General features: G+C 70.4%; 16 protein-coding genes. 8 read left to right on the top strand and 8 right to left on the bottom strand.

Going from position 1 to position 23218, the window contains the following annotated elements:
- Window positions 1-13: 13 nt before the first annotated feature.
- The gene (locus CXP56_RS15665) at window positions 14-1321 is read right to left on the bottom strand and encodes an LCP family protein (protein WP_286901701.1); all 1308 of its coding nucleotides are present in this window, start codon (window positions 1319-1321) and stop codon (window positions 14-16) included.
- Between the two features lie 68 nt (window positions 1322-1389).
- Window positions 1390-2715 carry a UDP-glucose dehydrogenase family protein gene (locus CXP56_RS15670; RefSeq protein ID WP_028846052.1) on the bottom strand — a complete coding sequence of 442 codons (1326 nt, stop codon included), beginning with the start codon at window positions 2713-2715 and terminating at the stop codon, window positions 1390-1392.
- Between the two features lie 116 nt (window positions 2716-2831).
- Between CXP56_RS15670 and CXP56_RS15675 the strand changes: the two genes are divergently transcribed.
- Complete coding sequence (locus tag CXP56_RS15675; protein WP_286901705.1) at window positions 2832-3845, top strand: glycosyltransferase family 2 protein; 1014 nt, start codon at window positions 2832-2834, stop codon at window positions 3843-3845.
- A 112-nt stretch (window positions 3846-3957) separates the two neighbouring features.
- Here CXP56_RS15675 and CXP56_RS15680 read toward each other — a convergent pair whose 3' ends face one another.
- From CXP56_RS15680 to CXP56_RS15700, 5 genes are all read right to left on the bottom strand, one after another.
- Complete coding sequence (locus tag CXP56_RS15680; protein ID WP_028846050.1) at window positions 3958-5049, bottom strand: glycosyltransferase; 1092 nt, start codon at window positions 5047-5049, stop codon at window positions 3958-3960.
- A gap of 27 nt (window positions 5050-5076) precedes the next feature.
- Window positions 5077-5877, bottom strand: a complete 801-nt coding sequence (locus CXP56_RS15685) for an ABC transporter ATP-binding protein (protein ID WP_211227453.1) — start codon at window positions 5875-5877, stop codon at window positions 5077-5079.
- On the bottom strand, window positions 5870-6802 hold the full coding sequence (locus CXP56_RS15690) for an ABC transporter permease (RefSeq protein ID WP_028846048.1): 933 nt from the start codon (window positions 6800-6802) through the stop codon (window positions 5870-5872). The genes CXP56_RS15685 and CXP56_RS15690 overlap by 8 nt, the downstream gene beginning before the upstream one ends.
- 85 nt (window positions 6803-6887) lie before the next feature.
- Window positions 6888-8327 (bottom strand): glycosyltransferase, encoded by a 1440-nt coding sequence (locus CXP56_RS15695; RefSeq protein ID WP_286901710.1) that lies wholly within the window; start codon window positions 8325-8327, stop codon window positions 6888-6890.
- 5 nt (window positions 8328-8332) lie between these two features.
- On the bottom strand, window positions 8333-9613 hold the full coding sequence (locus CXP56_RS15700; RefSeq protein WP_286901714.1) for a nucleotide sugar dehydrogenase: 1281 nt from the start codon (window positions 9611-9613) through the stop codon (window positions 8333-8335).
- Window positions 9614-9724: 111 nt separating this feature from the next.
- Here CXP56_RS15700 and CXP56_RS15705 point away from each other — a divergent pair, with 111 nt between their 5' ends.
- The 7 genes from CXP56_RS15705 (at window position 9725) to CXP56_RS15735 (ending at window position 21447) form a co-directional block, all read left to right on the top strand.
- Window positions 9725-11089: a glycosyltransferase family protein gene (locus CXP56_RS15705; protein ID WP_051309434.1), complete on the top strand. Its 1365-nt coding sequence runs from the start codon at window positions 9725-9727 to the stop codon at window positions 11087-11089.
- 227 nt (window positions 11090-11316) lie between these two features.
- Entirely contained in the window at window positions 11317-12345 is a 1029-nt protein-coding gene (locus CXP56_RS15710; RefSeq protein ID WP_286901717.1) for an O-methyltransferase, read from the top strand.
- 76 nt (window positions 12346-12421) lie between these two features.
- A complete protein-coding gene (gene wecB, locus CXP56_RS15715) occupies window positions 12422-13513 on the top strand; it encodes a non-hydrolyzing UDP-N-acetylglucosamine 2-epimerase (RefSeq protein WP_028846046.1) in 1092 nt (363 codons plus the stop codon).
- A gap of 72 nt (window positions 13514-13585) precedes the next feature.
- Complete coding sequence (locus tag CXP56_RS15720; protein WP_286901720.1) at window positions 13586-15706, top strand: acyltransferase family protein; 2121 nt, start codon at window positions 13586-13588, stop codon at window positions 15704-15706.
- A gap of 33 nt (window positions 15707-15739) precedes the next feature.
- Entirely contained in the window at window positions 15740-17554 is a 1815-nt protein-coding gene (locus CXP56_RS15725; RefSeq protein ID WP_028846044.1) for a glycosyltransferase family A protein, read from the top strand.
- A 63-nt stretch (window positions 17555-17617) separates the two neighbouring features.
- Window positions 17618-19819 carry a glycosyltransferase family 4 protein gene (locus CXP56_RS15730; RefSeq protein WP_169725198.1) on the top strand — a complete coding sequence of 734 codons (2202 nt, stop codon included), beginning with the start codon at window positions 17618-17620 and terminating at the stop codon, window positions 19817-19819.
- Window positions 19816-21447, top strand: coding sequence for a glycosyltransferase family A protein (locus CXP56_RS15735; protein WP_286901723.1), 1632 nt, complete (start codon window positions 19816-19818; stop codon window positions 21445-21447). The genes CXP56_RS15730 and CXP56_RS15735 overlap by 4 nt, the downstream gene beginning before the upstream one ends.
- Window positions 21448-21468: 21 nt before the next feature.
- Here the strand turns inward: CXP56_RS15735 and CXP56_RS15740 are convergent, their stop codons facing one another.
- Window positions 21469-23085, bottom strand: coding sequence for a glycosyltransferase family 4 protein (locus CXP56_RS15740; RefSeq protein ID WP_051309424.1), 1617 nt, complete (start codon window positions 23083-23085; stop codon window positions 21469-21471).
- Window positions 23086-23218 lie beyond the last annotated feature (133 nt).

The following is a 23218-nucleotide window of genomic DNA, read 5'->3' on the forward strand; positions in this document are numbered from 1 at the left end:
GGGCGCGGGCAGGCTAGTTGACGCACGGGATCTCGTCGGCCGTGATCGGGCGGTTGCCGCCTTCCGGCGTCTGCTCGCCGTCTTCCGGCGGCTGCGCGGTGCTCGGGGGAACCTCCGGCGGCGTGGCGGACTCTGCCCGCGGCGGGGGAGCGCTGGTGGTGGCAGACGGCGGGGCGGAGCCGGTCGTCGACGGCGGAGCGGACGAGTTGCCCGGCGGCGGGGGAGCGGACGAAGACCGCTCACGGGCCGCAGCGGCTTCCTCGTCCTCCTCCTCGGACAGCGAAGCGATGAATTCCCGCACGCGCTGCGGATCGACCTCCACGGCCGCTCCGTCGGCAGGTGTCGGCAACGCCAGGCTGCCCACCGGGATGGTGCGGAACTCCACCCGGTCGGTCGTCAGCGAGCTCATCCGCTGGGCGAAAGCCATGATGTCCCAGCCCTTGCTGAGCACCACCGAGCGGGTGATCGCGTCCATCAGGTCGTTCAGCCGCTGCGGGTCGGTCAGCGTCCCGGTGGACAACACCTTGCGGGCCAGCCCGGTGAGGAACACCTGCTGCCGGACGATGCGGTCGAGATCGCCACGTGGCAGGCCGTGCCGTTGCCGGACGAACGCCAGCGCGTCGCCCTCGGAGATGACCTGCCGCCCGGCGGGGAAGTCCGCATGCGACTTGACGTCCTGCACCGGTGCCTTCAAGCAGACCTCGATCCCGCCGATGGCCTTGGTGATCTCGTAGAACCCGAGCAGGTTGACCGACGCGTAGTGATCGATGGTGCGGCCGGTCAGCTTCTCCACCGTCTTCAGCAGGACCCGGGCCCCCGCCTGGTGCGACCGCCGCTCCAGTTCCTCGCCGGGTGGCATCCCGGCGGCCAGCAGGCGTTCCCGCTCCACGTTCCGGCCGCGCGGATACGCGGAATTGATCTTGTGCATGCCGAACCCGGGGATGTCCACGTAGGAATCCCGGGGGATCGACACCGCCACCGCGCGGCTGGTGTCGCTCGGCACGTGCACCAGGATGATCGTGTCGGTGTTGACCTCGCCGTCACCGGCGTTGACCCGTAGCAGCTTGCGCTGCTCGGCGGACAGCGGTCGCCCGCGCGCGTCGGTCCTGCTGTCCATGCCGACCAGCAGGATGTCCACCGTGCCGTCCAGCGGCCGCTCGGCGTCGGCCTGCGGGCTCAGCACGTCGGCGACCACCACGCGCCTGTTGAAATCCCGCAGCAGGAACCAGCCGTAGCCGGTGACCCCGAGGACCGCCGCCGCAACGAGGGCAGCGGTCACCTTCCCCAGAACGCCCGCGAAGACCCCAGCGCCCCGACGCACCGGTGCTCCTTCCGCCTGCTTCGGCCCGGATTCGCTTCAGCGTCACCGCCGGCGCAGGACCGGACGGATCACCTGCCGAGACCGTGATACTTCCATCCTGCCGCGCGCCAGCGGTCGGCGTCGAGGACGTTCCTGCCGTCGAGGATGACCCGGTTGGCCACGACCTCGTTGAGCGCCTGCGGGTCCATCTCGCGGAACTCCGCCCACTCGGTCAGGTGCAGCACGATGTCGGCACCGCGGCAGGTCTCGATCACCGACGAGCCGTAGCCCAGGGTGGGGAAGGCCTTGCGGGCGTTGTCCATGGCCTTCGGGTCGTACACGGTGACGTGGCCACCCTGCAGCTGGATCTGGCCCGCGATGTTCAGCGCCGGCGAGTCGCGGATGTCGTCGGAGTTGGGCTTGAACGCCGCGCCGAGCACCGCCACCCGCTTGCCGATGAACGTGCCGCCGACCAGCTCGCGGGCCAGGTCGACGGTGCGCACCCGGCGGCGCATGTTGATGGCGTCCACCTCGCGCAGGAACATCAGCGCGTGATCGGCGCCCAGCTCGCCGGCGCGGGCCATGAAGGCCCGGATGTCCTTGGGCAGGCAGCCGCCGCCGAAGCCGACGCCGGCGTTGAGGAACTTGCGCCCGATCCGGTCGTCGTGGCCGAGCGCGTCGGCCAGGACGGTCACGTCGGCACCGGCCAGCTCGCAGACCTCGGCCATGGCGTTGATGAAGGAGATCTTGGTGGCCAGGAACGCGTTCGCGGCCACCTTCACCAGCTCGGCGGTGGCGAAGTCGGCCACGATGAACGGCGTGCCGTTGGCGATCGCGTCGGCGTAGACGGTGCGCAGCGTCTGTTCGGCCTCGGCCGACCGCACCCCGATGACCAGCCGGTCGGGCCGCAGCGTGTCGTTCACCGCGTAACCCTCCCGGAGGAATTCCGGGTTCCACGCCAGCTCCGCCTTGACGCCGGACGGGGCCAGCTCGGCCAGCTTGCGGGCCAGCCGGTCCGCGGTGCCCACCGGGACGGTGGACTTGCCGACCACCAGGCTGTCCTTGGCCAGGTGCGGGGCCAGCGACTCCAGCGCGGCGTCGATGTAGGTCAGGTCCGCGGCCAGCTCACCGTGCCGTTGCGGCGTGCCGACGCACAGGAAGTGCACGTCGCCGAACTTCCCCGCCTCCTCGTAGGAGGTGGTGAAGCGCAGCGTCTGCGACTCGATGTGCTTGCGCAGCAGCGGCTCCAGGTCGGGCTCGTAGAACGGCACCCGGCCTTCCTGCAACGCGGCGACCTTGGCCTCGTCGACGTCGACGCCGAGTACCTCGAACCCGAGCTCGGCCATGCACGCCGCGTGCGTCGCGCCGAGGTAGCCGGTCCCGATTACCGTGATCTTGAGCTTTCGCGGTGCCAATCCATCTCCCTAGGTCTGCTCGCGCGCGATAGTATCGCCGCCACGATTCGTCACCGTCCGCCCGGGGTGGGTCGTGCCGCGAATCCGCGCTACGGGCGAGTATCGTTCCAGTCACCATGAGCATCCAACCCGAGCAGCAGCCCGGCGCCGCTGGTCCGGACGCCGCCGAGTACCCCGGTGTGTCGGTCGTCATGACCGTGCTGAACGAGGAACGGCACCTGGCCTCCGCAGTGCGGGCGGTGCTGGACCAGGACTACCCCGGAGAGCTCGAGCTGGTCGTCGCGCTGGGGCCGTCCACGGACGCCACCGACGCCATCGCGGCGGAACTGGCCGCCCAGGACAGCCGCATGCGCACGGTGCCGAACCCGGAGGGCGCCACCCCGGTCGGGCTCAACCGCGCGATCAAGGACGCCAAGTACGACATCATCGTGCGGGTGGACGGGCATGCAGTGCTGCCGCGGGACTACGTGCGGACTGCGGTGGAGGTGCTGCAGGAGACGGGTGCGGACAACGTCGGCGGCATCATGCACGCCGAAGGCACCACGCCGTTCGAGAAGGCCGTGGCCTGCGCCACCAACAGCTGGCTGGGCGTGGGTGGCGCGCGGTTCCACGTCGGCGGCGAGGCAGGCCCGGCGGAGACGGTCTACCTGGGCTCGTTCCGCCGGTCGGCCCTGGAGCGGGTCGGCGGCTTCGACGAGGGCATGCGCCGCGCGCAGGACTGGGAGCTGAACTACCGGCTGCGCCGCTCGGGTGGCACGGTCTGGTTCACGCCGCGGATGCGGGTGTCGTACCGGCCGCGGTCGACCGTGAAGGCGCTGGCCAAGCAGTACTTCCGGACCGGGCAGTGGCGCCGGGAGGTGGTGCGGCGGCACAGCGAGACGGTGAGTGCCCGCTATCTGGCGCCGCCGCTGGCGCTGGTGGGCATGGTCGGCGGCACCATCGCGGGCGTGGCCGGGTTCTGGCCGGGGTTCGTCATTCCGGGCGGCTATCTGGCCGGCGTCCTGGTCGGGTCGGCGATCGTCGGGCGCAAGCTGCCGTGGAAGTCGAAGCTGATGCTGCCGATCGTGTGCGCGACCATGCACACGTCATGGGGCGCCGGCTTCATCTTCAGCCCGCGCAACCTGAAGTAGGCCGGGCAACTGGGAAGGAGCGATCGGCGGGCAGTCGCACGACGTGCGGGCTGCCGTCACGCTGCGACCAGTCGATGCGCCGGGGCAGCCACCGCCCCGGACGTCACGGACGTCAGCGTGCCCAGGCTTCCAGTTGCTCGACGAACGCCTTCTGATCGACCCGCCAGTTGTAGTCGGTCAGCGCGGCGTCGTGGCCGCGCCGGGCCATCGTCACCCGCAGCTCGGCGTCGTCGCGCAGCTTCAGGATCGCGTCGGCGGCAGCCTTCGGATCGTCGAACGGGGTCACGATGCCTGCCTCGAACTTCTCCGCCAGCTCGGGGGCGGGCGGGGTCGGCGTGCTCACCCACGGCACCCCGTGGGCCATGTACTCGATGACCTTGGTGGCCCACGAGTTGCGGTAGTTCGCCTCGTCGTGCCGCAGCGACAACCCGGCCAGCGACCCCTGCACCAGCTCGAGCGCCTGCTTGTTCGGCATGAACCCGTGCCAGACGACGGATCCTTCGTCGTGCGCCTGCTGGACCAGCGGCTTCATCTGGTCGTCCGCGTCGCCGATCAGTTCGACCCGGACCTTGCCCTTGAGCAGGCGGCCGACCTCGATCATCTCCTCCGTGCCGCGCGCCCTGGTCAGGTGGCCCACGTAGACCACCCGCTCGTCGCCCGGCTCGGGCACCTGCTCCGGCACGTAGGTCGTGTTGCGCACCACCGGGTGCTCGTGCTCGAACAGCTCGCGGTAGCCGTCGTCGGCCAGGATCAGGTGGTAGTGCTGCTCGGCGTAGCGTTCGATGAACTTCGCCAGCCGTACCCCGGCGGGCCGGGCAGGCTTGGGCAGCCACGGCTTCAAGGTCATGGTCGCCGCAGTGTCCTCGTGCACGTCCCACACCACGGGGGGCAGGTCCTTCAGCCGCGCCACCGCCAGCACCAGCTCGGGGTCGTGCATCAGCACGATGTCCTTGCCGGGGGCGTGCATGGCCACCGCCGCCCGGGCCTCACGCAGCGCGCCGAGCCGCTTGCGGCCCTCGGCGCGGGAAATGGAGAAGCCGGTCAGGTTCTCGATGCCCTCGTCCTGCGGCAGCGGCTGCCCGAAGCGCTCGAACGGCGCCAGGTAGGTGACCTGGTGGCCGGCCTCCAGCAGGGCGCGGATCTGGCGGTAGCGGATGCGTGCGTCCGACGGGTTGTGGACCACGGTCACGACCAGAACGTGCACGAGTGCTCCTGAATCGTCGCGGACAGGTCAGGATTCGGCGAGATAGGCCTTGACGACCTCCTTGGTCGGGCCGTCCATGCGCAGCTTGCCCTTGTCCACCCAGATGGTGCGATCACACGTGTCGGTGATGCTCTTCATGCTGTGGCTGACCAGGAACACCGTGCCCGCAGCGTCGCGCAGCTCCCTGATCCGCTGCTCGGACTTCTTGCGGAACTCCTTGTCACCGGTGGCCAGCGCCTCGTCCACCAGCAGCACGTCGTGCGTCTTGGCGGCCGCGATGGCGAACCGCAGGCGCGCTCCCATGCCGGAGGAGTAGGTGCGCATGGGCATGTCGATGAACTCGCCGAGCCCGGAGAACTCGATGATCTCGTCCCGCTTGGCCTTCATCTCCTCGCGGGACATGCCCATTGCCAGACAGCCCAGCTCGATGTTGCGCAGCCCGCTCAAGCCGCTGATCAGCGCGGCGTTCACGCCGAGGAACGACGGCTGGCCCTGGGCGTAGACGGCGCCCTTGTGCGCGGGCAGCAGACCGGCGATGGCCCGCATCAGCGTGGACTTGCCCGACCCGTTGCGGCCGATGACCCCGATGGCCTCGCCCTCGTAGGCGACGAAGGAGATGCCCTTGAGCGCGTGCACTTCGCGCACGCCCGCGGGCTTGGCACCGCGCAGCAGCCTGCCGAGCGCGCTCGCCGCGTTTCCGTTCTTCTTGCCCGCGCCGACCACCCGGTACACGACGTGAAGGTTGTCCACCACCACGGTGGGGCGCCGTTCGGAGGCTCCGGACGCCTGCTTGCCCGCCTGCGTCTTCTGCTTCTCCTGCTCAGCCACGACCATAACGCTCCTCACGCCGCCAGAAGAAGATGAAGCCGCCGATGAAGAACACCACCGCCCACGCGGTCGACACCTGCCACACGTTCAAGCCCCACGGTAGCTCCAGCGGCCGGTGGGAATCGATGAGCACGCCGCGGTACAAGTCGAGGAACACCGCGCCGGGGTTGAGCACCAGCACGGTCTGCAGCACGTCCGGCAGGTTCTTGATGTACCGGGTCATCTCGAAGAAGACCCCGGACAGATAGAACCACACCCGGGTGATGAACGGCAGCAGCTGGTTGATGTCCGACGAGGTGGCGCCGATGCGGGCCATCACCAGGCTCAGGCCCATGTTGAACAGCATCTGCAACAGCATCGCCGGCACGACCAGCAGCCACGTGACGCTGATCGGCACGCCGACGGCGAGGACGAACCCGAACAGCACCACCATCGACACGAGCAGCTGCTGGAACTCGACCAGCACGAACGACAGCGGCAGCACCGCACGCGGGAAGTGCAGCGCGCGGATCATCTGCAGGTTGCCACTGATCGACTTGGCGCCGTTGTTCATCGACCGCTGCATGAACGTGAACACGAACACGCCGGTCACCAGAAACGCCGGATAGTCCTCGATGCCCCGGCTCAACCGCAGCAGCAGGCCGAACACCGCGTAGTACACCGCCGCCTGCATCAGCGGGGTGAGCACCTGCCAGATCTGGCCGAGCCAGGTGGAGGAATAGGTCTGCGCCTTGCGTGCCGCGGAATACGCGAGGATGAACTGACGCCGCTGCCACAGCTGCTTGACGTAACTGGTCAGGCTGGGACGAGCGGTGCTTTGCACCAGGCCGTACCGTGCCGCGAGCGCGGCGGCGTCGACGGGCTTGTCGTCGGCATCGCCGGCCGAGTCCGCCGACTTCGGCGCGCTCTGCTCGGTGTCGGGCATCTCCTTCTCCTTGATACTGCAAGCACTTTACGGGGCGGCCGGCGCATTGCTGCGAAGGACCCGCTGGCGTGCCGGGCACCACGCACTACGCCCCGACGGCCCGCACGTCGTAGTACTGACGGAGGATCGTTTCCCGCCGCTTCCGATAGTCGTCCGAGGCGCCGGTGATCAGGTGTTCCACCGGGTCGGCGCTGTGCTGCACCTGGCCGAAGTCCTCGGTCAGGTGCAACGGCCGGACGCCGTCCGGCAGTGCCCGCGGCGCCGCCGGTTCGCCGTCGGCGTCCGGGACCACCGTGACGGCCAGCGGCGCCGTCGGCCCGGCAGTGGGCGGCTTGCGCAGCGCTTTCCTGGCCACGGCCATCCCCTTGGGACCGAGCACGCGCACCATCGCGGACTTGGCCCGCAGTCGGCGGTACGGCGCGGGGTCGAGCGGGCGCGGCGCATTCCGCAGCAGGCGCGCCACCTGCTCGGCGGCTTCCCGGGACCCGCCCGGTTTGGGCAGCTCCGCGCATGCCTTCCGGAGTCGTTCGCGCTCGTGCTCGTCGTGCAGCGCGCGCGCCTGCCGCCGGACGTCGTCCAGGTCGGAGGCGTCCGCGTGGCGCGCGAAACCTTGATCGGCCAGCCACCGGGTACGGGCGGGCTGATCGTCGGTACCCGACGTCGGGTTGGGCACGAACAACGTCGGGACGCCTGCGGTGAGCAGTTCGTGCACCGAGTTGTAGCCGCCGGCGGCGACCGCCGCGTCGAACGCGGCCAGATACCTAGCCAGCGGATACACCCCGGCCAGCTCGACGCACCGGGACTCGTCCGACAGGGGGATCCGGCCCGCCGCGATGTGCGAGCGGACCACGGCCACCTGCCAGTCCGGGTCCTCCAGCAGTGCGGTCACCGCGGCCGCGCCCGGGGTGACCACGTCGTTGAGCACCCCGGAGGACAGGGTGACCAGCGCCGTCGGCCTGCCGGGGTCCAAGCCCAGCTCGGCGGCTGCCTCCTCCCGGGGCAGCAGATCGAGGTACTCCAGCTGGGTGATGGGGGACAGGCGCACGGCATCCGTCCGGTGCGCGGTCGCCCCGTTGTCGCCCGCCGCCGCGAAGTCGCCCGGCTCCAGCACCAGGTCGAACAACGGCGCGGCGGCCAGCGGCGCGGTGCGCGCGCCGGGCCGCCAGAACCCGCGGCGCATCCAGACGAACCGTACGCCGGGCAGCCGGGCGCGGGCCAGCAGCAGCCCCTCGTAGGGCACCACGCCGTCGAACACCACGGCTTCCGCCTTGGTCTCGGCGACGAACGCGGTCAGCCGGTCCCGCAGGTAGTGGTGCCACAGGTGGGTGGGAATCCACCCGCGTTCCCGGCTCGGCGCGTACTCGCCGCGCTGGCCCTGGTGGCGGATCACGCCCACGGCCCTGGACAGCGAGAAGTAGACCGGCTCGGCGTCGTCACGCAGCGCATGCCCGACCGCCAGCTGACGGCTCAGATGCCCCAGGCCGGTGCCGTTGCTGGTGGCCAGGACCACCACGGGCTTGGACATCGCGATCAGAGTCTGGTCACCGCGGCGTCCGGGTCGGTGACGTCGACCTTGCCGCGGGTGTCGAACAGCAGCCGGGCCCGCTTGGCGATCGCCGTCAGGTCGTAGCTCGAGTGCGGCTGGAGCAGGATCGTCACGTCGGCGGACTCGAGCGCGGCGTTCAGGTCGGGCACGCACGCCAGCTGGTCGCCGTTGACCGACCAGGTCGGCACGAACGGGTCGTGGTACCACACCGTCGCGCCGAAGTTGGCCAGCTGCTTGGCCAGCGGCTGGGCGGGCGACTCCCGCTGGTCGTGGATGTCCGGCTTGTAGGTGACGCCCAGCAGCAGCACGGTGGAACCGCGCAGCGCCTTGCCCTGGTCGTTGAGCAGGTCCTGGGTCCGCCGCACCACGTAGGCGGGCATGGACGCGTTGATCTCCTGCGCCAGCTCGACGAAGCGGAACGGGTAGCCCAGCGTCTTGACCTTGTACGACAGGTAGTTCGGGTCGATCGGGATGCAGTGCCCGCCGACGCCGGGACCGGGGTAGAACGGCTGGAACCCGAACGGCTTGGTCGACGCGCACCGGATCGCGTCCCAGATGTCCACGTCCAGGTGCTGGCAGAACTTCGCCATCTCGTTGACCAGCGCGATGTTGATGTGCCGGTAGGTGTTCTCCAGCAGCTTGGCCATCTCGGCCTCGCGCACGCCGCGGGCCCGCACCACCGTGTCGACGATGCGGCCGTAGAACTGCGCCACCCGCTCGGTGCACGCCGGGGTGAGACCGCCGACCACCTTCGGGGTGTTCTTCAGGCCGAACGTCGGGTTGCCCGGGTCGATCCGCTCCGGGGAGAACGCCAGGTTGAAGTCCTTGCCCGCAACCAGGCCGCCCGCCTCCAGCAGCGGGCGCACCACCTCGTCGGTCGTGCCGGGGTAGGTGGTGGACTCCAGCACCACCAGCATGCCCGGGTGCAGGTGCTCGGCGATCGTCTTCGTGGCGCTCTTGACCGCGCTCAGGTCCGGGCCGCCGGAGTCGGACAGCGGCGTGGGCACGCAGATGACCACCGTGTCGGCGGTGGCCAGCACGGACGGGTCGGTGGTGGCACGAAAGCCCTTGTCGACCATGTCCGCGACGTCGGCGTCGGTGAGGTCGTCGATGTGCGACTTCTTGGCGTTCAGGCCGTCGACCGCCGTGGCGTCGACGTCCAGCCCGACCACCTTGAGCCCGGCCTGCACGGCGCCCTGCGCGAGCGGTAGCCCGACGTAGCCGAGGCCGATGATGACGAGATCTGTGGTGTTCTCGGTAGGCACGAGCGGATGCTACACCTGCGCCCGGAAGCTCCCGGCCGCCGTCGTGGGCCACGTCGACAGCGCCGGGGCCCGTGCACAAGCCCACGCCGCCCGCCCCTACAGTGCACGGTCATGCCGACGGTCATCCTGGCCACCAGCAACGGCACCGGAATGGGACATCTGGCGCGCGCCGCGGCCACCGCGCTGGCCGCGGGCGAGATGTTCCGCCCGGTGCTGTTCTCCATGTCGCAGGCGTTGCCGCTGGTCCGGTCGTCGTTGGGGCTGACCGGGGAGTACTGCCCGAGCCCCCAGCGGCGGTTCATGACGTCGGTTGACTGGCACGAGTACCTGGCGCGGCGGATCGAAGCGGTGATCGCGGAAACCGGCGCACAGGTCTTCGCGTTCGACGGCGCCTTCCCCTATCACGGTGTTTCGCTCGCCCGCCGGAGGCTGCCCGACGTGGCCTTCGTGTGGGTGCGGCGTGGCATGTGGAAGCCCGGCGCGAACCTGCACGCGCTGCGTAAGCGGCGCATGTTCGACGCCGTCCTCGAACCGGGTGATCTTGCCGCGGAGGCCGACCGGGGCGCCACGGCCGCGGCGGCCGACGTCGTCCGCGTTCCGCCGGTCACCCTGCTGGAGTGTGTCGATCGCGTGCCGAAGGAGCAGGCAAGGGCGGAGCTGGGGCTGGATCAGGACCGGCCGGTGGCGCTGGTGACGTTGCGTACGCAAGGGTCCGACGCGGCAATGGCCGCGGTGCGCACGATCCTTGCCGACGACAGCTGGCTGGTCGCTCTGACCCGGTCACCGATCAGCGCCGGTGATCTCGGGCTCGAACCCCACCTGGCGCAGCGGGTGGTCCGGTTGCACGGGGTCTTCCCGCTGGCCCGCTATCTGTCCGCCTTCGACGCGGCAGTGACCGAGACCGGCTACAACTCGTTCCACGAAATGCTGTACGGCCGGATGCCGGTGGTGTTCGTCCCCACCGAGGCGGCGCTCACCGACGACCAGGCGGCCCGGGCGAGCTGGGCGGCAGGCAAGAAGCTGGCGCTGAGCGCCCCGGAGCGGGACCCGGACCGGGTGGCCGGCGTCGTCACCCGGCTGCTGGACCACGACGTCCGGGCGGAACTCGCCGGGCGGCTCGCCGAGCTCTCCGCGCCCGAGGGCGCCGCCGCCGCGGCCACGACGCTGGCCGACGTGGCGGCGGGTTTCACCGCGCATCGGTTCTCGGTACCGGAGCGGGCGGAAATGGTTCGCGCTGCGGTGCGTCCGGCAGTGGAAAAGGTGATCGGCCCGCGGGCGGTGGCGGGAATCCAGCGGCTGCTCGGCAGGCGAGAGGAGCGGGTTCCGCCCTTACCCGGTCCGGTGACTTTCACCGAGTCGGCTGGCACCGACGCCGTGTCCGGGACCAGCCCGGTGGAGGACCTGCTGCCCGGATCGTCCGCCGGCTATCGCAGGCGCCGGGAAGAAATTGCCCGTACGTTCTACCCGTCAGGGTGAATTTGTGATCGCCCGCTCGGTGTGACTGGAGTCACGTTCGCTGCGCGTACGGTTCGTCCGACGCGGGTACGTACCGGTCAGCGACCTGATCGGGGCCGGAGCGAAGCCGGACCGAAATCCCCGGATGTGGCACCGCGGTGTGGCAGCCGCGGTGGCGGCAGGGAGCAGCCTCGGCCAACCGGGTGGAGTGCCGGACCGGGGCGACGAGGCCGAGCGGGAGGAGCACAGTGCGGCGCGTTGGGTTCGTGGCGTTGGTGCTCGTCGCCGGTGTCGTCGGCGGGGTCGCCGGGTGGCGGGCCGCATGGCTGTCTTCGGCCATCGCCGCCGCGACGTTCGTGCTGCTCGCCGGGGGACTGTGGTGGGTGCGCAACCGGCTCAACGCGGTGCGCAAACACCAGAGGAGCACCTACCGGCTGATCGAGTCGCTGCTGCGGCAGCAGAAGTCGCTGCATCGGCACCAGAAAGCGGTGGCCGCGGCGGTCTCGGCCGCGGGCCGGGCCCAGCGGGCGGAGACCAGGCACGCCCACCGGTCGGTGGCCAAAGCGGTGGGAGGCCGCACCAACGCGCTGGCCAAGCAGATCGAGCACGCCGCGGAGCAGGAAGCCGACCGGTCCCGGCGGCAAGCCGACCGGATGTTCCGCCAGCTGGAGGCGCTGCAGAACCTCTACCAGCTGATCCGCGTCCGCCGTGCCATGCCGCCCAGCCGCGGTTGGGCGCTCTCGCCGGACGTCCTGCTCAGCTACGTCGAGGAGATCCTGCGCGGCGAGCCTCGGACGGTGCTGGAGTGCGGTAGCGGCGCGTCGACCGTATGGGCCGCCTACGCGGTGGAACTGCTCGGGTCCGGCCGTGTCGTCGCACTGGAGCACGACCAGGAGTTCGCCGAGCGGACCCGCACGACACTCGCCGGGCACGGGCTGGCCGACGTCGCCGACGTGCGGCTGGCGCCGATCGCCCCGATCGACGTGCCCGCCGGGACCTGGCAGTGGTACGACACCGCCGCCCTGCACGATCTGCACGACATCGACCTGGTGCTGATCGACGGGCCGCCCAAGCCCACCCATCGCCAAGCCCGCTACCCGGCGGTTCCGGTGCTGCGCGATCGGCTGGCGCCGGGGGCGGTGCTGTTGCTCGACGACGCCGACCGGCCAGACGAGCGGGCGATCCTGCACCGGTGGCGATCCGAGTGGCCGGAGCTAACCTGGAACAAACTGCCGCACGAGAAAGGCACTGCCCGCTTGGTCGTCCCGCGGGCCTGATCCGGAGTAACCGACACACCACCGAGAACCTGGGCCCGCACAGCGTCGAGTGAGCGACCAAGTACTCTTGCTGACCATGTCAACCGCCAACCCGCTCATTCTGCATGTCACCGGGGCGCGTCCGAACTTCCCCAAGGCCGCGCCGGTCATCAAGGCGCTCACCGGGCGGGGCGTGGTGCAGAAGCTGGTGCACACCGGCCAGCACTACGACAAGCACATGTCCGACGTGTTCTTCGCGCAGCTCGGGCTGCCCGAACCGGACATCAACCTGGGCGTCGGGTCGGGAACCCACGCCAAGCAGACCGCCGCGGTGATGACCGCGCTGGAGGACTTGATCGTCGCCGAGCAGCCGGCGCTGGTCGTGGTGTACGGCGACGTAAACTCGACCGTCGCCGCCGCGCTGGTGACAGCGAAGCTCGGCGTGCCGATCGCGCACGTCGAGGCGGGGTTGCGCAGCTTCGACATGACCATGCCGGAGGAGGTCAACCGGATCGTCACCGACCGGCTGGCCGACCTGCTGCTGTGCACCAGCCCGGACGCCATCGCACACCTGGGCAACGAGGGCATCGACCCCGGCAAGATCCACCTGGTCGGCAACCCGATGATCGACACGCTGCTGGCCAACATGGACCGGTTCGACACCGAGGCCGCTGCGGCTCAGGCGGGCGTGTCCGGCGACTACGCGGTGGCCACGCTGCACCGCCCGAGCAACGTCGACGACCCGGCGGACGCCGCCGAGCTGGTCAAGGCGATGCACGCGGTGGCCGACCAGATCACCGTGGTGCTCCCGCTGCACCCCCGTGGGCGGCAGCGCCTGCGTGACGCGGGCCTGTTCGACCACCCGCGCATGAAGATCGTCGATCCGCTGGGCTACGTGGAGTTCATGGGCCTGGTGCGCGGGTCGAACGTGGTCATCACCGACTCGGGTGGGGTGCAGGAGGAGACGACGATCCTGGGTGTGCCGTGCCTGACGCTGCGACCCAACACCGAACGCCCGATCACCATCACCCACGGCACGAACCAGCTGGTGACGCGTGACTCGCTGCCCGGCGTGGTGGCCGACGTGCTGGCGGCGGGCCGCGCCGAGACCTGGCCGGTGCCGCCGCTGTGGGACGGCAAGGCAGGCGAGCGGATCGCCGATGTCGTGGTGCGGTTCCTCGGTGTCTAGCCGGCAGCCGGGGCCGGGCGCGGCCGGGCGGCGCGCGGCACATGCCCCCGACGTAAGTGGAGGAACAACCCTGTGGTCACCGAGGTGAGGCTCGGCAAACGGAGCGGAACCCAGCAGCCGCCGGCGCCGGGTGAAGCCAAGGCGACGTCGCCCATCTCCGGTTTCCGGCCCGACGTGGAAGGCCTACGCGCCATCGCCGTCGGCCTGGTGCTGCTGTACCACGCCGGGCTGCCGTCTCTGTCCGGCGGGTTCGTCGGCGTCGACGTCTTCTTCGTGATTTCCGGGTTCCTGATCACCGGGCTGCTGGTGAAGGAGGTCCAGCGCACCGGCACCATCTCGCTGGCGGGCTTCTACGCCCGCCGCGCCAAGCGGCTGCTGCCCGCCGCGGCCACGGTGCTGGCCACCACCGTGGCGCTGACCATGGTGTTCATCCCGCGCGTCTCCTGGGAGGAGATCGGCGGGGACATCGTCGCGTCGGCGCTGTACGTGGTGAACTGGCGGCTGGCCGACCGGTCGGTGGACTACCTGGCCGAGGACAGCGAGGCGTCCCCGGTCCAGCACTACTGGTCGCTGGCCGTGGAGGAGCAGTACTACCTGGTGTGGCCGCTGGTGCTCCTGGCCGTGGTGTTCCTGCTGCGCAAGCGCGGCAAGCAGCTCGGCAACCACTTGTGGATCGGGCTCGGCCTGATCGCCGTGCCCTCGTTCGCGTGGTCGGTGTACTACACCATGGCCGAGCCGCCGGTGGCGTTCTTCGTGACCACCACGCGCATGTGGGAGATGGCCATCGGCGGCGCGGTCGCGCTGGGTGCCGTCTGGTTCACCAAGCTGCCGCAGGCGGTGGCCGTCCTGCTGGGCTGGCTCGGCGTGGCGGCCATCGTGACCTCCGCGTTCGTCTACGACACCAGCGCGGAATGGCCGGGTTACGCCGCGGCGCTGCCCACCCTGGGCACCGCCGCGGTGATCGCGGCCGGGTTCGCCGCGGGGCGGCGCGGTCCGATCGCCGTGCTGGGCACCCGGCCGTTCACCTGGGTCGGCGGGCTGTCCTACTCGCTGTACCTGTGGCACTGGCCGATGATCGTGGCCGCGGCCTCCTACTGGGAGGGCCTGACGCCGGCCAAGGGCCTGGCGGTGGCGCTGTTCTCCTTCGTCCCCGCGTGGCTCACCCTGAAGTACATCGAGAACCCGATCAGGTTCTCCAGCACCACGTTCAAGGTGCCCAGGAACTCGCTCAAGCTCGGCGCCGTGCTGTCGGTGACCGGTGTCGCCCTCGGCTTCGGCCTGGTCGGGGTGACCGCGGCGGTGGCCGGTGGCGGGGTGGTCGACGCCAAGGGCGCGGCCGCCATCGAAGGTCCTCCGTCGGCGTTCAAGCCGCAGAAGTCGGCGGAGGCGATGGTGCCCGACCCGCTCGAGGCGACCGACGACGTGCCGGAGGCCTACGACAAGGGTTGCCAGGTCGACGTGCTGTCGGCGGAGCCGGTGGCCTGTACCTACGGTGACCCGGACGGCGACACGACGGTGACCCTGGTGGGTGACTCGAAGGCGCTGCAGTGGATCTCCGCGCTGGACACCATCGGCAAGGAGCGCGGCTGGCGGGTGGTCACCTACACCAAGTCCGCGTGCACGTTCGCCGACGTCACCATCTCGCAGGACGGCAAGCCGTACGACTCGTGCACCAAGTGGAGCCTGGCGGTCACCAGCAAGCTGCTGCAGGACCAGCCGGACGTGGTGCTCACCTCGCAGGGCAGGCAGAAGGCGCTGAAGGACCCGGGGAACGCCCAAGGGGGCTCCAGCGCGGAGGCCATGGTCGAGGGCATGACCGCTCGCTGGAGCAGGCTGGCGAAGGCCGGGATCACCGTGGCCGTGCTGCGCGACAACCCGTACCCGCCCGACGAAGTCGGCCCGGTCTACAAGTGCGTCGACGCCAACCGGGAAGATCTGGCCAAGTGCACGTTCGACCGCTCGGACGGTGAGAAGCAGGGCGGCGGCCCGGTCCAGCTGGAAGCGGTCAAAGAGGCCCCCGGCGTGGAGCTGATCGACCTCAACGACTACATCTGCCCCGGTGAGGTGTGCCCGCCGGTGATCGGCGACGTGCTGATCTACCGCCAGGGGTCGCACCTGACCAAGACCTACGTCGACAGCCTGGCGCCGCGGCTGGAGCGGGCCCTGGTGCCGATCGTCGACAAGGCGAAGTAGAGCCCACCGGACGACACAGAACCTGGAGACGCCATGACCGGTCGGCCCACTTCCCGCGCGAAGCTGGGCAGTGCCTTACGTGTGCTGCGCAAGTGGTCCCGCCAGCAGGAGGCGGAGCCGTCGTCGCCGACGTCGGCGACGATGGTGACTTCGGCGGCCGAGGACACCCCGGCGGAGCAGCCGCGTGAACCGCGTCCCCGCAGGTCGGACGTCACCGCCGCGGTGGCGGCGGGGGAACGGCTGCGCGCCGGGCTGGCATGGGAGTGGCGGCAGCTGGACCTGACGCCGGACAGCTGGCGCCAGGTGCTCGAGGGCAAGCCCGACCTGGCTCTGATCGAGTTCACCCGCTCCGGCGTGCCCGGGTGGGAGCGATCCGCCGTCGACGAGTTCGTCCACGCGGCGGACGCCGCGGGCATCGACGTGGTCGTGTGGGTGACCGACGCGGTACCCCCGGCATCGGCGCGGCCGTTGGCCAACCTGGCCAAGCTGGTGTGCGTGCACGACAAGTCGGTGGTCGACGCTTGGCGGGCCGAGTTCCCCGAGGGGAAGGTGGAGGTGCTGCTCCCGGCCGCCCAGCCGTTCGTGCACAACCCGGTCACGGGTGGGCCGGGGGACCGGCGGCAGCCGCAGGGCGTGCTGATCGTCGGCGAGCACGGATTCGACGAGTCCGAGGCGAAGATGTTCGCCGACGTGGTGACGCCAGCCCTCAAACCGGTGAAGTCCGCCGATTTCGACGTGTGGACGACCGGTCGGCGTCCGGAGGAACTGGACGGCAACGGTGTCAAGGCGAAGGTGCGCGGCACCGCCGGCTATCGGCGCTCGGTGGAGCTGGCGAGCTCGTACCGGGTGCTGCTGGACGCGGGCCGCTCGCACCGGGCCGACGCGTGGCGGGCGCTGGAGGCAGGCGCCGCGCAGACCGCGGTGGTCACCCTGCCGGAGTTCCGGGATGCCCTGCCGCCGGAGGTCGCCGAGCACGTCGCCGCGCAGGGCACGGAGAAGGAGCTGCGCGGTGAGGTGGTCGCCCGCACCTGGCAGACCGAGTTGCGGGACCGTGAGGCGTTGCGGTTGCACCGGGCGATCATGACCGGGCACACCTACGACCACCGGGTGGACAGCATCCTGGCCGGCCTGGGCAGGACCGCCGGGAGGCCGGTGCGCAGCGTCTCCGCCGTGGCGCCGACCAACCGGGCGCACGAGATCGGCAACATCTTCGACAACATCGGCAGGCAGGCCTACCCCGAGCTCGAGCTGGTGCTGGTGTTGCACGGTCTCGATCTCGACGACGCCGAGCTGCGGGCCCAGGCGGCCGACAAGGGCGTGCAGAATCTGACCATCGTGCACGCCGACCGGTCGCTGACCCTGGGCATGTGCATGAACCGCGGCATCGAGGCCGCATCGGGGGCCTACATCGCCAAGATCGACGACGACAACTTCTACGGCAAGCACTACCTGACCGACCTGATGGCCGCGTTCGACTACACCGACGCGGGCGTGGTCGGCAAGTGGGGTCACTACGTCTGGCTGCGCTCCACCGACGCCGTCGTGCTGCGCTACCCAGACGCCGAGCACACCTACGAGCGCCGCATTCAGGGTGGCTCGATGCTCATCGAGGGCGACCTGGCGCGTAGCCTGAAGTTCAGTGACATTCCGCGCGCCGTCGACAGCGACTTCCTGGACCGCGCCATGGCCGACGGCGTGCGCATCTATTCCGGTGACCGGTTCAACTTCGTCAGCGTGCGCGGTTCGGATCGGACCTCGCACACTTGGCAGGTACCCGACGTCACCTTCATGACCAAGACCGGGCGGTTGGTCTTCTTCGGTGACCCACGCGTCCACGTCGAGGTCTGAGCACATGGACCGTCCGGCCGGTCGCACATGATCCGGCGACACCTAGGGGAGCTCCGAAACACGATGTCCTCACTCAAGCGCCGCATGAAGGAAACCGTGCTCAAGGCCGCCTACCCGGTGGCGGTGCGGATTCCGCCGACCGTCGGCCCGGCGAAAGTGCGCAAGCTCAACGCGCGCATGCGCGTCAGCAAGGCGTTGCGGCTCATCCGGCAGAAAGAGGATTTCGCCAAGGCCGAGGCGGTCGCGCAGCCGCTGTTCGGCACGCCGTCGGAAGCCGGGGCCTGGCACGTGCGTGCGGTGCTGAAGCAGAAACAGGCCGACCTGACCGGCGCACTGGAGGACATCCGCAAGGCGGGGGAGCTGGATCCGAAGGATCTGGACATCAAGCTGGTGCATCTGCAGCTGGCTGGCCAGACCCAGCGCACCGCCGAGCAGCGGGAGATCCTGGAACAGCTGGCGGCGCGCACGCCACGCCACGGTGGTGAGGTGCGCAAGACGCTCGACGCGCTGGCCGAAAGCGAGGACGCCGAGCTGGTCGCCCGCTACGACAAGGTGCTGCAGGCTTCCTCGGTGTCCTACGAGCCGGAGCGGGTGCGGGAGCTGGAGGAGCAGCTGCGGCTGATCCAGCTGTTCCGCACCGACCGGAAGGCCTACGACGAGCACGTGGCGCGGATCACCGCGGAGCGCGAGCGGCCGGTGCACATCGTCGCCAGGGCGTTGTTCACCCTGCAGCAGTGGCAGGAACTGGCCGCCTACCTGGAGGAGAACACCGCGGGCACGCCGAGCGAGGACGGCAGGCCGCTGACGCTGCGGCAGCTGCGCAAGGCGGCACGCAAGGCGCAGGGATCCGGGCACCTCGCCGCCGCGATGTCGCTGGCCAAGCGGGTGCTGATCGACGAGCCCGGCGACGAGAAGATGAACGAGATGGTGGCCAGCTGCAGCGACCAGCTGGCCATCGTGGCCAACGGCTGGCCGGAGCTGGCCCCGGCGCCGGAGAAGACCGATCACCAGCCGCGGAAGGGTGCGGTGCTGTCGGTGCTGGCGCAGTCGCTGCCGATGACGTCCGGCGGTTACGCCACGCGGTCGCACGGCATCCTGAGCAGCTTGCACCAGCGCGGGTGGGACGTCCGCGCGGTGACCCGGCTGGGCTTCCCGTTCGACTGGTGGCGCGGCATCGGCGAACGCACCGTCAACCGGGTGGACGTGGTCGACGAGATCGAATACCACCGGCTGTACGACGAAGGTGTCACGCACTACCCCAAGCATCCGCTGGAGAAGTTCACCGAACGCTTCACCCAGGGCCTGGTGTCGCTGGCGCGGGACCACGGCGCGTCCCTGATCCACGCGTCGAGCTTCTACTTCAACGGGCTGGCAGGCGCGCGGGCCGCCCGTCAGCTGGGGATCCCGTTCATCTACGAGATGCGCGGCCTGGAAGACCTGATGAAGGTCTCCCGCGACGAAGGATTCGCCGAAACCGAACGGTACAAGTTCCTCACGTCGATCGAGAACGCCGCGTGCCGGGACGCGGACGTGGTGTTCGTGATCACCGAGGCGCTGCGTCGCGAGATGATCGACCGGGGTGTCCCGGAGGAGCGCCTGCGGGTGCTGCCCAACGGCGTGCACGCGAGCCGATTCGCCCCGCGCGAGCGGGACACCGAGCTGGCCGCCCAGCTGGGCGTGACGGACAAGACCGTGATCGGCTACGCCGGCGGCCTGGTGGACTACGAGGGCCTGGACCTGCTGCTGCAGGCCACCGCGGCGCTGAAGCAGAAGCGGTCGGACTTCCACGTGGTGATCGTCGGTGACGGCCACCACGAGCACGTGCTCCGCGGCATGGCGGACGAACTGCGGCTGGGTGACGTGGTGACGTTCACTGGGCGGGTGCCGCACGCCGAGGTCGGCCGGTACATTTCGCTGTTCGACATCGCCCCGTTCCCGCGGTTGCCGCTGCCGGTGTGCGAGCTGATCTCGCCGATCAAGCCGTTCGAGTCGATGGCCATGGGCAAGGCGGTGGTGTCGTCCAGCGTCGCCGCGCTCACCGAGATCGTCGACGACGGCAAGACCGGCCTGGTGTTCGAGAAGGGGTCGGCGGAGGCGTTCGCCGCGGTGCTCGGCAAGCTGCTCGACTCGCCGGAATTGCGTGCCGAGCTGGGCAAGGCGGCCCGCGAGTGGGTGCTCGCCGAGCGTGACTGGGCGCAGATCACCACCATCGTCGACGAGACGTACCACGAGCTGCTGGATCGCAAGGCCGGGAAGGCGGAATGACCGCTGAGGCCGCTGCCTCGCGGGTGGGCTCCGCGGTGCGCGCCGTGCTGCGGCGCGTCCGGTCGGCGATCAGCGGCCCGGACGCGGTCCGGCGTGCCGACCTGCGGGCGGCGCAGCGGGCGTATCGGCCGCCCACCCCCGTTCCTGCCCGGCCCGACCTGCGCGCCGCGGTGGCCGCCGACAGCCGATTGCTCGCGCTGTTGGCGTGGGAGTGGTCCCAGCAGGAGCTGACCCGGCAGAACTGGTCGTCGGTGCTGACCGACGGCGCCGTCGACATCGTCGTGCTGGAAGCCCGGCACGGGCGGCTGGCGGGATGGGATGACGCGCTCGCTCGCTGCGCCGACATGGCGATTCCCGTCGCGGTGTGGGTGACCGGCACCGTGACGGACGCCGACACGTCCTGGGCGGAGAAGGTCGACCAGGTGTTCGTCGACGACGATCGCTCGCTTGCCGCGTTCCCCGGCGCCGAGGTGCTGCCTCCGGCCGTGCAGCCACGACTGCACAACCCGTCGGTGGGTCGTCCCCGGCAGCAGGCGGCCGCCGTGCTCGGACCGGCTGTGAGCGGTGTCGACGCCGGCAAGCAGGATCTGTGGGATCCGGGCGCCTTGCCGGCTTCCGGGCCGGAGGTGTCCGGCTATCCGGTCGTCGTGCAGCGCCGTTCGCACGCGTGGCACGTGCTGGCCGCGCTTGCCGGTGGCAGCAGCTTGCTGACCTCGAGCACCGAGGGGCTCCCGGCAGATGTCGTCGGCAATGCCACCGTGGTCGAGGACGAGGAGACGTTGCGTGCGCAGCTGACGGCGCACCTGTACCAGGCCGAGCTGGCCGACCGTGAGGGGCACGTGCTGGGCCGCATCGTGCGCCGTCGGCACGCCGCCGCGCGCCGGGTGGAGCGGCTGGCCGAGCTGGCGGGCCGGCCGGGGCGTCCCGCCGAACGCACCGTGTCGGCGGTGGTGCCGACCAACCGCGCCCACGAGCTGGACAACGTGTTCGCCAACGTGGCCAGGCAAGCGCACCCCGCGGTTCAGCTCGTGCTGGTACTGCACGGGTTGCGCGCCGCCGAGCTGGATTTGCGGGCCCGTGCCAAGGCCGCGGGAGTGGAGCACATCACCGTGCTGGAAGCCGACCCCTCGCTGCCGCTGGGCGCCTGCATGAACATGGGCCTGGACGCCGCAGATGGCGAGTTCGTCGCGAAGATGGACGACGACAACTTCTACGGGACCCACTACCTGGACGACCTGCTGGACGCGTTCGACTACACCGACGCAGGCATCGTGGGCAAGTGGGCCCACTACGTGTGGCTACGGTCCAGCGGGGCCGTCGTGCTGCGCTGCCCGCGCTCCGAGCATCGTTACGAACGACTCGTGCAAGGCGGGTCGATGCTGCTCAAGGCCGATGTGGCCCGCGCGCTGCGGTTCGACGACTCGCTGCCGCGCGGCGTGGACACCGACATTCTGAACCGTGCGCAGCGGGAAGGCGTCGCGACCTACTCGGCCGACCGGTTCAACTACGTCAGCGTGCGGGGAGCCGATCGCACCGCACACACCTGGACGATCACCGACGCAGCGCTGATGAACCGGGCCGGTTGCCTGATCTTCTTCGGCGACCCCCGCGAACACGTCGACATCTGAGTGCTTGGGGCCACCAGGCGCTCAGGAGCGTCGCAGCGAGGCGTACAGCTCGGCATACCGTCGGCCGTTCGCCGACCACTGCCGTTCGGCGACCACCCAATCGCGGGCTCGCTGTGCCATCGCCGACCGCTCGGCCGGATCGGCGTGCAGGCCGGCAAGGACGTCGGCCAAACCGCCTGCGTCGCCCGCACGGAAGTAGCGGCCGCGACGTCCGTCACCGGTGATCTCCCGCAGCGCAGGCAGATCGGAGGTGACCAGCGGGATGCCCGCCGCCATCGCCTCGAAAGGCTTGAGCGGTGTGACCAGCCGGGCGGCCCGTTCGTCGACCCGGGGAATCACGAACACGTCGAGCAGCGCGTAGTAGTCGAGTACCCGATCGTGCGGGACACGGCCGGTGAAAATCACCGCGTCACCGGCCTGCCTGCGCTGGGCCAGCTGTTCCAGCTCACCGCGCCGTCGACCGTCGCCCACGATCAATGCGGTTGCCGGAACGCCGCGACGACGAAGCTCGACCGCGGCGTCGATCAGCAGCTCCTGCCCCTCGCGGTAGTGGTCGAGGTTGCTGACGTAGCCGAAGGTGAACTTGCCTTCCAGGCCGAGGTGCGCCACCAGTTCGGCGGAACGGTCGCGTGGCTGGAATGCGTCGACGTCGACGCCGTTGGGCACCACGTGCACGCTTTCCGCATCGATGCCGCGCTGCACGATCTCGTCGCGCATCGACTCGCTCAGCGTCACCACGGCGTCGGCCTCGGCCATGCACCGGTTCTCGGTGTCACGCCGGCGCCGGTAGATCTCCGAGGATTCGGCCCATCGGGTGTCGGAGGTCCACAGCGACTCGAAGAAGCCGCGCACCTCGTAGACCACCGGGATGCCGAAGTGCCTGCCGAGGGCCAGCCCCACCAGGGCGGCTTCGAACCCGCGGTGGCCGGAGTGGACGTGGATGACGGCGGGCGCTTCGGCCCTGACCACCTCCGCGGCCGCCTCGGTGTAGTCCTGCAGGTATTCGTCCGCCGGCTTGTCGAAGTCGTAGTCCGCCCCGGGGTCGAGCCGCAGGTACCGCACGCCGCCGATGGTCTCCTCGGCAGCCGCGTCGGTGACTCCGATCTGCCGTGGGAAGCCGAGCGCGGTGACCACGACCGGCTGCAACCCGGCGGCCAGCTGTCCCTCGACGGTGTATTTGGAGCGGACGCTGTACCCGCTCTGCCGGTAGGGCAGGGAAATCTTCAGCAGGTGCAGCACCTTGTTCTCGGCGGCGGGCCGCAGCGGCTCAGGGTCTCCCGGCACCGTCGGCCGCCACGACGGGGACGTCTCCCGGAGCCGGCCGTCCAGCTGCGCGGCCTTGGCCGCCATCGCCGGATCGATCGCCCCCAGCAGCCGGGCGGCGTCGCGCTGGCCGGTGAGGGCCCCCGCCTTGCCGAGCGTCGACACCGCCTGCCGCAGCCACGCCTCGTCGTGCGGGAAATCGGTCAGATGGCGCTGAGCGAACTCCGCCGCCTCGGCGTAGCGTCGTTGCATGGTCAGGCGTTTGAGCCGGGCGAGCTGACCGGTCGAGGCGCGCGGCCCCGGCCTGCGCGGGCTGCGGGCCCGATCCCGGACGGCGGCCAGCCGGGCGCGCAGGCCTGGCGGTAGCGGGCTCATCGGCGTGCTGTCCCCGGGTTGCGGTCGGTCACGGCGGTGGATCCTACGGCACCGCCGGCCGGCCGCCGCCGGGTCTCGACCGACCGGGTCGCGGCGGCCGCCGTGGGGGTCAGTAGGCTACCGGCAGCAGCGA

This window comes from Thermocrispum sp., assembly GCF_002919275.1.
GTDB classification, from domain to species: domain Bacteria; phylum Actinomycetota; class Actinomycetes; order Mycobacteriales; family Pseudonocardiaceae; genus Thermocrispum; species Thermocrispum agreste.

Coding starts and splice junctions, on each gene's coding strand:
- CXP56_RS15675 (WP_286901705.1), top strand. CDS start 2,832: ATGAGCATCCAACCCGAGCAGCAGCCCGGCGCCGCTGGTCCGGACGCC.
- CXP56_RS15690 (WP_028846048.1), bottom strand. CDS start 6,802: ATGCCCGACACCGAGCAGAGCGCGCCGAAGTCGGCGGACTCGGCCGGC.
- CXP56_RS15695 (WP_286901710.1), bottom strand. CDS start 8,327: ATGTCCAAGCCCGTGGTGGTCCTGGCCACCAGCAACGGCACCGGCCTG.
- CXP56_RS15705 (WP_051309434.1), top strand. CDS start 9,725: ATGCCGACGGTCATCCTGGCCACCAGCAACGGCACCGGAATGGGACAT.
- wecB (WP_028846046.1), top strand. CDS start 12,422: ATGTCAACCGCCAACCCGCTCATTCTGCATGTCACCGGGGCGCGTCCG.
- CXP56_RS15725 (WP_028846044.1), top strand. CDS start 15,740: ATGACCGGTCGGCCCACTTCCCGCGCGAAGCTGGGCAGTGCCTTACGT.
- CXP56_RS15730 (WP_169725198.1), top strand. CDS start 17,618: ATGTCCTCACTCAAGCGCCGCATGAAGGAAACCGTGCTCAAGGCCGCC.
- CXP56_RS15735 (WP_286901723.1), top strand. CDS start 19,816: ATGACCGCTGAGGCCGCTGCCTCGCGGGTGGGCTCCGCGGTGCGCGCC.
- CXP56_RS15740 (WP_051309424.1), bottom strand. CDS start 23,085: ATGAGCCCGCTACCGCCAGGCCTGCGCGCCCGGCTGGCCGCCGTCCGG.